The sequence below is a fragment of the Pseudanabaena sp. CCNP1317 genome, from assembly GCF_034931345.1.
In the GTDB taxonomy this organism is placed as follows: domain Bacteria; phylum Cyanobacteriota; class Cyanobacteriia; order Pseudanabaenales; family Pseudanabaenaceae; genus Pseudanabaena; species Pseudanabaena galeata.
Genome location: NZ_JAYGIF010000056.1, coordinates 101,368 through 115,648, shown reverse-complemented (window position 1 = coordinate 115,648; position 14,281 = coordinate 101,368). Strand labels below are relative to the sequence as shown.

At 43.1% G+C, this 14,281-nt stretch carries 7 protein-coding genes; 3 read left to right on the top strand and 4 right to left on the bottom strand.

Going from position 1 to position 14,281, the window contains the following annotated elements:
* Positions 1 to 136 precede the first annotated feature (136 nt).
* Both zds and VB775_RS11420 read right to left on the bottom strand, forming a co-directional pair.
* Positions 137 to 1,540 carry a 9,9'-di-cis-zeta-carotene desaturase gene (gene zds / locus VB775_RS11425; RefSeq protein WP_281007998.1) on the bottom strand — a complete coding sequence of 468 codons (1,404 nt, stop codon included), beginning with the start codon at positions 1,538 to 1,540 and terminating at the stop codon, positions 137 to 139.
* 429 nt (positions 1,541 to 1,969) lie between these two features.
* Positions 1,970 to 4,636, bottom strand: a complete 2,667-nt coding sequence (locus tag VB775_RS11420; protein WP_281007999.1) for a DEAD/DEAH box helicase — start codon at positions 4,634 to 4,636, stop codon at positions 1,970 to 1,972.
* A 264-nt stretch (positions 4,637 to 4,900) separates the two neighbouring features.
* Between VB775_RS11420 and VB775_RS11415 the strand changes: the two genes are divergently transcribed.
* From VB775_RS11415 to modB, 3 genes are all read left to right on the top strand, one after another.
* The gene (locus tag VB775_RS11415; RefSeq protein ID WP_281008000.1) at positions 4,901 to 5,110 is read left to right on the top strand and encodes a TOBE domain-containing protein; all 210 of its coding nucleotides are present in this window, start codon (positions 4,901 to 4,903) and stop codon (positions 5,108 to 5,110) included.
* 145 nt (positions 5,111 to 5,255) lie between these two features.
* Positions 5,256 to 6,086, top strand: coding sequence for a molybdate ABC transporter substrate-binding protein (gene modA / locus VB775_RS11410; RefSeq protein WP_281008001.1), 831 nt, complete (start codon positions 5,256 to 5,258; stop codon positions 6,084 to 6,086).
* Complete coding sequence (gene modB / locus VB775_RS11405; protein WP_281008002.1) at positions 6,067 to 7,911, top strand: molybdate ABC transporter permease subunit; 1,845 nt, start codon at positions 6,067 to 6,069, stop codon at positions 7,909 to 7,911. The genes modA and modB overlap by 20 nt, the downstream gene beginning before the upstream one ends.
* A 291-nt stretch (positions 7,912 to 8,202) precedes the next feature.
* On the opposite strand, the gene VB775_RS11400 is transcribed toward modB, so the two are convergent.
* Positions 8,203 to 9,954: a ShlB/FhaC/HecB family hemolysin secretion/activation protein gene (locus VB775_RS11400; RefSeq protein WP_281008003.1), complete on the bottom strand. Its 1,752-nt coding sequence runs from the start codon at positions 9,952 to 9,954 to the stop codon at positions 8,203 to 8,205.
* Between the two features lie 96 nt (positions 9,955 to 10,050).
* On the bottom strand, positions 10,051 to 14,076 hold the full coding sequence (locus tag VB775_RS11395; protein ID WP_281008004.1) for a CHAT domain-containing protein: 4,026 nt from the start codon (positions 14,074 to 14,076) through the stop codon (positions 10,051 to 10,053).
* Positions 14,077 to 14,281 lie beyond the last annotated feature (205 nt).

Here is a 14,281-nt window from a genome sequence, read left to right as displayed (position 1 = left end):
TTCTTGTGACTAGTTTGATCGGCAATTGTTGTAAATCTGCTTATATAGCTATAAACACCTATATCAGGACAAATCACAACCCAAACATTGTGATGCGGCGCTTCGCGCCGCATCACACTTTACATGGTTTCTCAATCTATACCTTCTCTAATTGCTTGCTCTTAACCACTTCTGCGGCACACATCTTGCCCGAAAGTGTCGCACCTTCCATGCTGTCGATGTAGTCTTGCATCGTATAGCTTCCTGCTAAGAAAAAGTTCTTTACAGGTGTAGCTTGAGTTGGACGGAAGGGATCTTTGCCTGGAGCTTCACGATAAAGCGATTGTGCGAGTTTGACTACACTTGACCAAATGACGTTCAGCTTACTAGAAGAAGGGAAAATCTGATGCACTTGAGTAATCATCTTTTCAACGATCGCTTCATTGCTAAGCTTAATATAATCATCCGCAGGGGTAATCACTAATTGCAAGAGAGAGCCTTCGCCTTCTTTGTAATAATCAGTAGGGCTAGTAATGGCCAAATCGGCAAAGGTGGAGAAGTCTACCTTAATGGCATACAGCAAATTATCAATATCCGTCACCCAACCATCAAAGCGAAGTTGCACCGTAATTACAGGCACGGCATCAAGCTTATAGATATTGTCAAACTGCGCCCATGCCCGCCATTTCTCAGGAATTATCCGCTTTACTCCCGGAACATCAGTGGCGCAGATATACACATCAGCATTCACAATTTCTTCACCATCTTCTTTGCCAATGATCAAGCCTGTAACGCGAGTATCTGCTCCTTCGCCTTCAAAGAGAACTTCGCGTACACCCCGACGCACATGGATTTTGCCGCCTTTAGATTCGATTAGCTTCACAATCGGCTTATGCAGAAACTCATCAGGCGCACCTTCGAGCATTCGCAAAATTGAAGCTTCAGTTCTTGAAGCAAAGAATTGGAAGATGGTGAGCATACAGCGTGCGGAAATATTTTCGCAGTCGATAAAGCCTAGTCCATAGGCGATCGCATCCCACATCAAGTCTAGACTCGCTTGCGAACCGCCCATCCCCAAGAACCAATCTTTAAAGCTGATGTTATCAAGGGCGCGAATTTCTTTCATTGCGCCGACATGATCGACCAAGCCACGAATTAAGGGACTCCGCCCGATCGCGATCGCGTTTTGGATTTTGTCCTTGAGTGGTAATTGTCCTGTGGTTACAAAGGCTTTTAGTCCATGAAAAGGTGCGCCGCCAAAGTTGCGAAAATCAAGGGCAGCCTGTGCGCCACCAGGATTTACAAAAATATGTGTATGTTCCTTGAGGCGGAGATGCTCAAATGCGCCTGTCTTTTTCATTAGAGCAAAGAGATTGTAGTAGCAGCCAAAAAATACATGCAAGCCCATCTCGATATGGTTGCCATCTTTGTCTAGCCAACTACTGACTTTGCCACCTACAAAGGGACGGGATTCAAAAAGCTCTACCTCAAAGCCTTGTTCGCTAAGTTCTACGGCAGTACTCATACCTGCTAAGCCTGCACCAATAATCACTGCTTTCATTTTTACGCTCGACCCTGACTGTCGTTACCTTGTTGTTAAGTTTTGCTTAACATATTGTAATCTTGTTTGGGTCATTGGAGGGATAGCCAACTAATGTTACATGGGAGCATCACTCCGTCAGGCGATCGCGTACAAAGTAGTTGCGGGTTTTGGTGATAATTCTATGGTGAAGCAAGATCTATAGCAATGTAAGTTTTGCTCAGGACATAAAACCCAAAAGATGGGTGGCGGCGCTTCTCGCCGCCACCCATCTTTTGGGTTTTGATTTGTCCTATCTATCTCTTGCATTGCTAATCCGCCCCTTGGATCTACTAACGAGCCACAAGAAAAAAATTGAAAGCGTTGCAAAGCAACGCTTTCAATTTTTTTCTTGGTTTGGGTTTGAGCGCAAAGCGCTATTACTAATTACAAAGAGTGGCTCAGAAAAACTCAAATCACCTCATTTACAGGGAAGCGATCAATCATTTGTGCGGCTTGCTTAGCGGCTTGATAGATTTGTGATGGCAAATTGGGAACATGGGGAATTTGATACAGCAAATCAATGGTGCGCCGCATTAAACGGACAATATCGCCTTCATCAAGGTTCGTATTTTGGCATAGCTCAAACCATTCCATTCCCAAAGCCCATTGTTCCACTAAGCCTGTTAATTCATAATCCAGCCATGCGGGAAAATCATTTAGAACATAGTCAGACTTATCGTAATACTTTCCTAAATACTCTTTTTGCACTTGTATCAATTTGTACCTCAGTCTGTATGGTTTTCCCAAACGATCAAGTACATCTCTGACTATTGGTGATAAACCAAAGTTTATCCAGTTATCAGGACGACTATTTTCGCTGACGATCGCCGCACATACAGTAGCAAGATGATGGGGTAAAAGATTGTCTAATTCGCCTGATTTTAGAACTAGAGATAACCACAATTCATTCTCTCCTCGCAGAGACGCAACAATTTCGCCTTGTTTGGTAGGTTGAGTGCCTTGCAGATAATCATATTCTTGCAAAATGTTGACCAGACTCATAAACTTTTGCCAATACTTTTGTCGTCTCTCCTTAATCATGTCTTCCTGAAATCTAGATTGGCGTTGTAATACTTCAAGCCGCTTCACTTTTTTGAAAACCATACTGCGATCGCTCATTTTCGAGACAGGATGTTGATTCATTTCTGACTCGATCGCCATCACTCGCGCTTGCTGTTTAATTACTTCAGGAGCTAATTCTGGATCTGGTAAGGGCGTAATTTTTTGGGCGATCGCCAAACTAGTTTCATCGCCATCGAGCGACTGTCCTAGTCTCAAGGGCAGCTTTGCAGGATAGTCGATATCACCATCAAGTAATAAATCACTGCCAACTTGGACAATATCTTTGTAACCAACCGTATACCAACGATTATCACGACCGAGACAGACAAACCAAGGGAATTGTCCAGAGCCTTGTACTTTTGCTGCGAGAACGGTGTGGATAATCAAACCTTTATTGGTGCGAATCGTGAGTGGAGAACCCGATAGCAAATAGGGTGCGTAGGACGCTAAATCATTTAAGCGCATCTCTTCTGATTGCTGGGCAAGCATTTTCAGGAGTCGCTTTTCTTCACGGAGGCGATCGCGTAATTTGTCATAAACTTCCAACTGCTTCAAATCGATGTTCGCCAGATCATGCTCTAGTTTAGCGATTTGTTCCATTACCGATTCTAGGTTCTGGATTTGAGGCGCAAGATTGAGATCAGCTAGATATTGCCCAAAACTGCGCTCAACTAGATCTCTAGCTTGATCAAGGGAATGGGTTTGTAGCAAGTTCATTACCATTCCGTAACTTGGCGCGAATTGACTTACCAATGGATCGGCGCTAGAAGTCGCAAGATGAGCCGCTTCTTTTGCGCCTTCAAAGGGAGTCTGCACCGTCACCACATAGCCAACTTCATCCATGCCTCGTCGTCCCGCCCTTCCTGCCATTTGCAGAAACTCTGAGGCATTAAGTAGCCGATGTCCGCGATCGGTACGCTTGGAAATACTAGAGATTACAGTGGTTCTCGCAGGCATATTAATTCCCGCCGCTAGAGTTTCCGTGGCAAATACAACTTTAATTAAACCTTGCTGAAATAGCTCCTCTACAAATCCTTTCCATGCAGGTAAAATGCCTGCGTGGTGAGCGGCTATACCACGGTAGAGGGCATCTATATGAGACGGCTTGCCAATCTCAGGATTAGCCGCGATAAAAGCATCAATTTGTGGCTTCAGTCTCAGTGATTCTTCTGCATTAACAAGGGAAACATTGCCCAAATCTGTCACTGATTTGTCACAACCACGACGGCTGAAGATAAAGTAAATCGCTGGCAGCATATCTCGCTGGCGTAGATGCGAAATTACGGCTCCAATGGGAGGGACAATTTTATGTCTTTCTTCTTTTGAGGGTGGTTTATTGGTAAGTGGCTTGAGTCGAGGATTGATCTTCTGATTGGAACTGTCTAGTAAAGGAAAAAAGCCTTTGTTATTGCAGAAAGAATGTTCAAGGGGAACAGGACGAAAATCAGAATAGATTAACTCAGTATCACCATGCACTTTGTGAATCCAGTCAGTTAGTTGTTGGCTATTTGCCACGGTTGCTGAAAGCGCGACTAACTGTACTTCGGCAGGACAGTAAACAATCGACTCTTCCCATACAGTTCCCCTCTGGCGATCATTCATGTAGTGACATTCATCTAGTACCACCACTTCCACATCCGTAAGCGAAGTGCCAACTTCACCAATCGGTGTGCCATAGAGCATATTCCGAAAAATTTCGGTAGTCATTACTAAAATCGGCGCGTCACGGTTTACAGATGTATCACCTGTGAGCAAGCCAACATTATCATCACCAAACTGATGCCGAAAATCGCGTAACTTTTGATTGGAAAGTGCCTTAAGTGGTGTGGTATAAAAAACGCGGCGATGGTCTGCCAATGCAGCATGAATTGCGTATTCGCCGATTAAGGTTTTGCCTGAACCCGTTGGCGCACAAACAACGACCGACTTACCTGCTTGCAAGGCGGCGATCGCCTGTAATTGAAACGGGTCAAGTTCAAAGGGATATAGTTCTTGTGGGTCTATTGCTTGCACGCAGGTCTGCCTGAGTAAATATACTTGTAATTTAGAGTAGCAATTATGATGAAATGCTGATCTAATCTTCTATAGTAGCCTATTGCTAGAAGTTGCGAGAATAACCATAGAATGATCGCCTCTCAATTTGCCTTCAACAGCGATCGCTCTTTTACTGCCTTCCTATCAAATCACTATAGCAATACAAATTTTGTGTAAATACCTGTATACATATACCCATATATAAGGTTATACAATCATATTTCAATATTTGGAGGAATATCTATGAAAGTTAGCGCTCGCAATTGTATTAAAGGCATCGTGAAAAAAATTAATATTGGTGCTGTCAATGCTGAAATCTCAATGGAGGTTTCTTCAGGTTTTGAAATTACTTCCATTATCACTAAGTCTTCGGCTGAAGCGCTTGGATTGAAGGAAGGTAGCGAAGTTTATGCTGTGATTAAAGCCTCAGATGTGATGGTAGCTACTGATTAGTAACTGATTTATATATCGGGTAGATAAGTTGAAGTTGTAGGATGTTTTAGTGATTGCACAATGCATCATTTGTGTTTATTGAGTGCGTTACGCTGACGCTAACACACCCTACGAGAGATAAAAAATATTTCCACTAGAGTTTCCCATGAACAAGAAAAAGATTATCACTTTTCTCTCTTTGATTGTTGTCACCCTATGCGCGATCGCGGGATGCAATTTCTCATCCCCAAATGTCGAACAAGCAAATACGCCTACTAAGGCAAGCGTACCTCCTGTTAGGCAAGAGAACATCCAATTAACAGTTTCGGCGGCTGCTAGTCTCAAGGACGCATTAGGTGAAATCACTTCTCTTTATAGTGAAGAAAAAGCTAACGTTGCCCTTCGCAATAACTTTGGTAGTTCGGGCGACTTGCAACAACAAATTATGAATGGCGCTCCCGTTGATGTCTTCATCTCCGCCGCCGCTAAGCAAATGGATGAACTGCAAAAAAAAGACTTGATCGTTGCTGATACGCGCCGAGATTTATTGACTAATAAGTTGGTATTAATTGTGCCTGCGGGTAAAAGCGATGCTAAAGAATTAAAAGACTTAGCCAGTGCTAGTATCGAACGTATTGCGATCGGCGATCCGCGTAGCGTTCCCGTAGGGCAGTATTCTGAACAAGTGCTGACGAAGCTAGACCTCATGCAATCTCTCGAACCAAAACTTGTCTTAGCAAATAACGTGCGACAAGTGCTGCAATTTGTGGAGTCAGGCAACGCTCAGGTGGGAATTGTCTATGCAACGGATGCGAAAACTTCTACTAAAGTTAAAGTAGTAGAAATCATTGACGCTAAACTTTATAAGCCGATTGTCTATCCGATCGCCGTTTTACAAAAAAGCACGAATCAATCGAGCGCTAAATCCTATATAGAATATTTATCCAGCGAACCAGCCAAGACTATTTTTGAGAAATATGGATTCACCAACCTTTGATTTCTCTCCATTTTGGATATCTTTAAAGGTGGCAATTACTGCCATCTTTTTTACGTTTATTTTTGGAATTACGGCAGCCTATAGTCTCCTTGAATATCGCGGCAAATGGAAATCTGTACTTGATAGCATTTTTCTTGCGCCTTTAGTTTTACCGCCCACCGTGGTCGGCTTTCTATTATTGCAATTATTTGGACAATATGGCTGGATGGGAAAGTTCTTGCAACTCTTCCGTTTCAATATCATCTTCACTTGGTATGCAGGCGTAGTCGCAGCAGTCGTTGTCACCTTTCCACTCATGTATAAGACCGCTCAAGGAGCCTTCGAGCAGGTAGATGGGAATTTAATTCGAGCCGCGAAAACCCTTGGGGCTTCTGAATTTCGAGCCTTTTGGCAAATAGCCTTACCCCTCGCCTTCCCAGGAATTTTAGCAGGAGCGGTGCTTGCCTTTGCTAGAGGCTTAGGTGAATTTGGCGCGACCCTAATGTTAGCGGGTAATATTCCCAAGCAAACCACCACCATTCCCCTCGCCATTTATGCCGCCGTCCAAGCAGGGGATAATCAAGAAGCTTGGCTCTGGACAGCGATTATTTTATCAATGTCGTTTTCAGCGATCGCCATTGCTAATCTCTGGTCAAATAAGAGAGAAAGGAAAAAGGAAAAAGGAAAAAGGAAAAAGGAAAAAATTCAATCCTCGATTACCAAACCACCATTACCAAACCACCATTACCAATCCCCAATTACTAATCCTCAAAAAGGCTTATTCATCAATATCATCAAACAGTTACCTGAGTTTGATTTGCAAATTACTTTACACTGTGTTGATCAATCAATCGGCATTTTGGGGGCATCAGGTACAGGTAAAAGTATGCTGCTCAAGTGCATTGCAGGGATGGAAACTCCATCAAGTGGGCGGATTGTAGTTAATGGGAAGATTTTATTTGATAGTACTAACAATATTAATTTACCTAGTCGCGATCGCCATATTGGTTTTCTATTCCAAAATTACGCACTATTTCCACATCTGACGGTCGCACAAAATATTGCCTTTGGTTTGCCAAAGGAATTACCATCATTACAAATCAAGCAAAAAGTTTCTGAGCAATTACATAGCATTGAGCTACAGGGATTTGGCGATCGCTATCCCCATCAACTCTCTGGCGGACAGCAGCAAAGAGTTGCTCTAGCAAGAGCGCTAGTCAGTCAACCCGAAATCCTTCTGCTCGACGAACCATTTTCGGCTTTAGATACCCATCTGCGTAGCCAAATGGAACGAGAGCTAATTTCGGCGCTTAGCAATTATCAGGGGCTGACGCTATTTGTCACTCACAACATTGAGGAAGCCTATCGCATCTGTACAAATCTGTTGATTTTAGATCATGGTCAAGTCATGCGATATGGGAAGAAGTCAGATGTTCTCGAAAATCCTTCAAATATAGAAACGGCTAGGCTGACGGGCTGCAAAAACTTTTCACGGATAAACCTGATTTCACCTTATCATGTCGAAGCGATCGATTGGGAATGTAATCTCCAAGTTAACTATGATGCTACAACCCTGACAACGCACATAGGAATTCGCGCCCACCATATTACATTTTTAGAAAATTCAGTCAAAAGTGATTTGCCAAATACGATTCCCTGTTGGTTAGTTCGTACTACAGAAACACCTCATCGTATGACCTTATATATTAAGTTAAATGCTCCTCCCAATCATGATTGGGATTATCATCTACAAGCAGAAGTATTTAAAGAGAGGTGGCTTATTCTCAAGGAATATTCTCAACCGTGGAAAGCTTGTTTTGATCCTACTCAACTTTTTTTAGTCTAATACCAAAGCACAAAATGGCGTAGCCATTTTGTGCTTTTACAACCCTTGTTGGGTTTGGCTTTTAATTCACAAAAGTGTTGCCACACTTTCGTGAATTGGTATGACTGATGTTACGTAGAAGGAATTCTTTCGATGGCGTAAGTCTAGGGCTGGCACAGGGGCGCAGCCCCTACAAGATCTAAAATTTACAGGTAGGGTTGCCCTGTCATGTTCGTAGCAAGAGGTTCATTATCTGAGTTCCACGTAATATCAGAGTCTAAAAGAAAGGTCGCGCTTTGCGTAGACTTTCTTTTAGAAACTTGCATTTACAGAGAAATATAATCCCGAATCTTGTAAGTTATTACCAGCGTTAGAGACATTTACCAAAGGAATTCCATAATCAAAACGTAGTAATAAGTTGCGAATTGGTTGATAGGTAGCACCTAAGCCAATTCCAAATAATGATTGCGTGGTGGAGTTGAGACCTGACGAATTCCAAATTGTGCCACCTTCGACAAAAGGTAATAGCTTAACAAGCGATATCCCTTCTTCGTTACGTACCATCGGAAATTGCAATTCTACAGAAGCTTGTATTCCGCTATCACCTGTAAGTTGACCTTGCCGATAGCCACGAATAGACTGAGATCCACCAATACTAAAACGATTAAGAGAAAGCAACTGATTGCCTGAAAACTGCATATTTAGTCGCAAAAATGCCAAGGTATCTTTATCTTCACCCAGTCGTTGCACTCTCAACACTTGACCGCCCCAATACAAGAATCTACCATCTGGCGAATTATCATTGCGAATCGTTGCACCTAGAACATTCAACCCCATATTAAAAGTTGAACGTAATACCCACGTCCCAACTGGATCGCGGCTTAAATAATCTTGACTGAATCGCAAAACTCTAGACTGCGATCGCCCGTCATCAAACTTAAAATTTTGAAAATTAAATGACCGATTGTCAAAATAGGAGCCGCTATTCTCAAAAGCTAAACTAACGCCAAGCGCAAACTCTTCACGGGGCGATCGCGTTAAAGGTTGACGGTAAGCTAGCTCATAGGTTTGGGAATCTGTGAGAATATTTAAGCTATTAAAAGGTGGCTCAGTGATCGGGTTTTGTCCTGCGGAAAAGTTAAAACCTAGGGTTCCGCCTTGGGGATTAATCGGGTATTGATAATTAAGTTGATAAACATCGGAGCTACCAGCACGAGTATACCCAACCAAAATTGAGTCGCCATTACCTGTAAGGTTAAGCTCTTGCAGATTTACCCCAAACCGATAGATTCCTGTGGAAGTATTGCCATAGTTATCAAAAAATGGACGAATACTAAAAGATTTAGCTTCACTTAATGTGATCTGTAAAATGCTTTGATTTGGTTGGCTGCCAGTAGTCAAATTAGCTCTAATGTCACCGATTAAAGGATCAGATCTGAGTAATTGCAGGGCATCTTCTAAATGAGCAAAGTTGAGAGGTGTTGCTCCTGCAATTTGGATGCGATCGCGAATATAACCATCATTTAATCGGCCTGCTACATTTCCAGCCCGTTTGACATCAACACGTTCTAACGCACCCTCTCGTACTTGAATTTTAACCACACCATCTTTAATATCCTGTGGTGCAAGAACAGCACGAGAAGTAATGTAATTACGATCTTGATAGATTTGACTGATTTTATCCGCAACTTCTTGTAACTGCCTAAGCGTGACTGATCTATTTTCTAATGGTGCTACTAGTGTGGCAATTTCTACTGATGTGAGAATTGAACTTCCCACGATCTCGATCCGTTTAACTGGAATCAAGGCTTCATTTGGTGATATTGGCAAAGGTTCGTCTGGCGAACTTGTGGAAGGTGATGATGGAGAAGGAGTGAGAATAGGACTTGTTGGTTTAGCTGGTAACTTTGGTTCTAGAGATTCTGGGGGACGGGTTAATGGCGAAGATATGGAGGGGGCTTGAGCGTAGCTAGGCAAGCCAATCCAACTAATTAGTAAGCTTGGTATCGAGACAATCAGCGCCTTACTACTACACTTGATTAGATCCTTTAGATTTTGATTCACCTTCACACCTCAAATTGACAACTTGGATAAATCTTGTTAAAAAACTGTTTTTTGTAACAAAGCCACGCTACAAAAACAATTCTGCGAAGCCCTAACTTACAGCCAATTGCCCACCAAAATAAAAGATGACCAAAAGAAAGGATGTTTGATATCAACATTTTCAGTACCCTTGGGCAAAGCGATCGCCGCTAAACCATCAATCCCTAAAATTTGATTGTTCTCAATCTTGACTTTACCTTTTAACAAATCAAGTTGTGCTTGTCTTAAAGCCGTAGCCTTACTGAGTGCATTGGGGAAAGCCTTGTAAAAGCTAATCATCAAAGGTGCTGTTCCCACATCGGAAACGGCCCACAGAGAAGCAAGAATACTTCGCGCACCAGAATCTACCGCCAAGCCACTAATACCAAGATTATTGCCCACAGCAGTTTCACAGGCACTCAAGGTCAACATATCGATTACAGGTTGATCAAACCTAAGGCTGGGAATTTGATGCGATCGCAATTTGCCATCCCAGAATTGTATGTAGGAATCCTTAGCGCGATCTTCTAAAAATTGACCATGGGTTCCTAAATGGAGAATTCCATACTTTGCCTTACCCCGTTGCGCTTGCAAATTGGCAACGGTAAAGTCGCGATCTAAAAATGTAGTTCCAGCTAACACTTGCGTACCAATCGTTTTAATCTCAACTTCTACGGCTGGTAATGCACTTAATCCTTCTCTTGCCTCGGTCAGTCCCATTGCTAGAACACGGGTGTTTTGGCGATCGCGCTCTTCTAACCTAGTTACCCGTAAAGCAGGAATATTTGCTGAGGCATAGCGCTCCACTAAGAACTGTTTCCCATCATGCAGGGCGGCAGGAGGAATCACTCGTAAACCAGAGTCCATTACAAAGACAACCGTTTCAATCTTGAGAGCCTGTAATTGAGCATCAATTGGACGCATTACCCAGTCATAGAGTTTTTGAGCTTGCTCTAAATAGTCTAGTGAACTTGTATCCCGAAGACTGGCGCGATAATCCGTCAAAACTGTAATAATTTCCTCTTCGTTGGCATAGTTCGTGTAGCGATGAAAAGGTTTGCCCAGTTCCTTGGGTGGGATTACCAAAATCTCAAGGCGATCGTTCAGCATGATTGGATAGATCAAGACAGACGCGCTTCCAGAACGCTTGGAGACATCACTTAAAATGTCTTGAGCTTCGCTGATACTTAATGCTGGAGGGGTAAGACTTTCACCTAAGAAAATTCCTAGCTCAGAGACATAGGCATTCTCGATCGCTTGAAATGCTTTTTCTAAGTTTTCTTCTTTTAAGAAGCGATCAACTTCTCTTTTCATAACATCTTTAATTTCGAGCAGCGCTTGCGTCTCTATATCAACGGGATTTACACCAACTAAAATATTGGGTGGCGTGAAGGTCGTTTCACCTGAAGGGGCGATCGATATGTTGCCCTGTGCAAAAATGCTATTACCAAGAGGAATAATTCTGCCAATTTCAAGGGTAGAAGTGCCAGTAGTCAAGAATCCTGCGGTTCCATTTATGCTTGCGTTGCCAATCGTAAAAGGTGTTAGTCCACCATGTCGGATAAAGATGCTCCCCCCCGTTCCGCCTCCAGAACTTGCAGTGCAGATACTCGCCCCCGCACAACCTGCTGTGGGGAACCCAAAAACATTTGCGGGGATAGTGCTGTTGATCCTAATATTGCCGCCTGTCGTTGCAATGGAGACGTTGCCCCCTTGGATTAACCCTGAAGCTAAAATAGTCCCGTTGACCGTAATGTCACCAATGGGGTCAAGCAGAACATTACCTGCAATACCATTAACTGAGGCACTATAGAGATCGCCAGTGGTAATACTGGTAATCGCTTGGACAGTTATATTTCCACCTCTGCCAACACCTAAATTTGCCGACAGCAAAAAACCTGTGGCGCTGATATTGTTGCCTGAGGTAAAGATGATATTACCAGCATTACCAGAGGTATTATTGGTATTGATACCCGTAGTGATATTGGCATCGGTGATAATATTTCCAACTGCATTGAAGGTGACATTACCTGCCTGAGCGCTCGCGGAAGCACCTGAAACGCTTGCATTAATACCTGTGGTTCCCAAAACCGAAATCGTGCCGCCACTATTTAGCAAAATATTACCGCCTCTACCGCCTGCGGTGCTACGAGTAGAAATCGAGCCAAGCGTGCCAATGGCGATATTTCCCCCTGCGTCAAGGGTTACGTTACCGCCATTAATTACCGTTGCGCCAACTCCATCAGCAGCTTGCAAAGCACTAGCTTGAATATTGCCTAAAGCTCTTAAAGTGATGTTACCGCCGTTACCAGTTCCAGGTGCTTCTACGCCTGTAAGCAGTGATGATGAGCTAGCATCAATCGATCCTGTAACATTGATATCAATATTGCCGCCACCTGTGGTCGAACTAGTATCAATTAAGCTGACATTGCTAAAATTAAAACCTGTGGCATTGAAATCCCCCCCATTGGTGACGATCGTAACACCAGCCGCTGCTTGGATTGAACCTGTACCCGTAGCAGTTGAGCCATTGTTGGCAAGCAAGTTAATATTGCCGCCAGTTGTTGTTAAGTCTTGATTGAGGTTAATATTGTTACCTGCTTGAGCCGTTAGCCCTACCCCAGCAGTAAAAATTGTCACTGCGGTATTAAAGTTGATGTTATTTGTTGCTTGTAAAGTAATATTAGTTCCTGCAAAACTCAGAAGACCTACTTCTATTTCGTTTGTTCCAATATCAGGATCGCTAAACTCATCTACCTCAGTCAAGTTAAAAAATGTACCTGTAGTATTAACAATATTAATATCAGTCGGATCAAGTAGTAGAGTTCCTGTTTTTCCATTGGGAGCCAAGGTGTTCACGTTACCACGATAATCAAGGTTCTGTTTCCCTGATACTTCCACAAAGCCTCCATCACCAGACAGAGTTCCACCCTTAGCAAGAATTGAACCTAGAAATCTTGTAGTTTGATCTGCCCAGACGATCGCAGTGCCACCATCTCCATTTAAGAGCGCACTCACATCAATTTTAGAATTGCGATCTACAAAAGTTCTGAATGCATTTGGCGCTATACCAATACCTTGAAGATTGCCTCCAATTAAAACTGTCCCACCACCAAGCACTCCCGATGCATCAATCTGAGCATTGACCAATCCTACTTTTTCACCAAAGATCCCAACATTGCCAGCCTTTGAGTCTGGAGAAGATACATCAACTCTCCCAGATACGATCGCCATTCCATTGGTCACCGCAACATCCGTAGGCGCAGGACTTGAGACTAGAGCCAAAGAGCCATCAGCTTTTACAACTACCTGATTAGCTTCAGGTATCTGACCTGTAAGTAGCTCTGCTAGCTTGGGTAACTCCGTAATCTTGCCATTCCAATTCGCAGGAATAGCATTATTTGTCACTTGCAATCCTAAAACTACGTCGGGCGATCGCAGCTCAACTTGGCTATTCCCAGCCACAGAGGTTAAGGCAATATTTCCACTGGGAGCCGTCAATGTGCCTGTATTGATGATGCTGCCACCAGTGAAGGTAATGGTTTTGCCAGTATCTACGGCTAAGTTGCCTTGATTGATCAGCCCCGCAGGTTGAGAGACAGCAAAACGAATCGTTTTCGGATCGCCACTGGGAAAGCTAAGGGAATTTTTGTCAACGTTAAAGGTTCCATTATCAAAGCCCAAGCCTGTACCCGTAGTCGCATGAAAAGAACCACCAATATCTAAGCGGGCATTTTGTCCAAAGACAATTCCATTGGGATTCATCAGATAGAGATTTGCATTAGGGAAAGCTTGACGGCTTTCAATCGTTCCTAAAATTGCTGAGGGATTATCGCCTGTAACGCGATTGATAATGTTACGAACGTCAGCCCCATTCACCGCAGAGTTACCAGTATTAAAAATTACGCCTGTCTGCTGTACGTTAAATTCACTAAAACTATGATAGAGATTGTCACCGTTGACAGTACCTGCACCTGTTGGGGCGATCGCATTGCCATTTACTTGAGTTGCTGTAGTGCCATCAACGGCAATCTGAGCTTGAGTCGCATTGGCGATACTTAAGGATGCGATCGCAGCCAAAATTAGACAAAATCTATTTTTCATTTAACTCATACCAGATTGAAGCTCATTTTAACTACTGTTAGAAAATTGAAGAGCGAACTATTTGCTACTCTCGAAATTGAAAATTATTGATAAATTCTTTAATCAAAAACTATTGGAGTTAACTCTATCTTTATCTATAGCGCTCCTAAATGAGTTGTAAGACTTTGAGGGTTGTAAGAGTGCGCCCCTTCGGGGCGCTCTCACA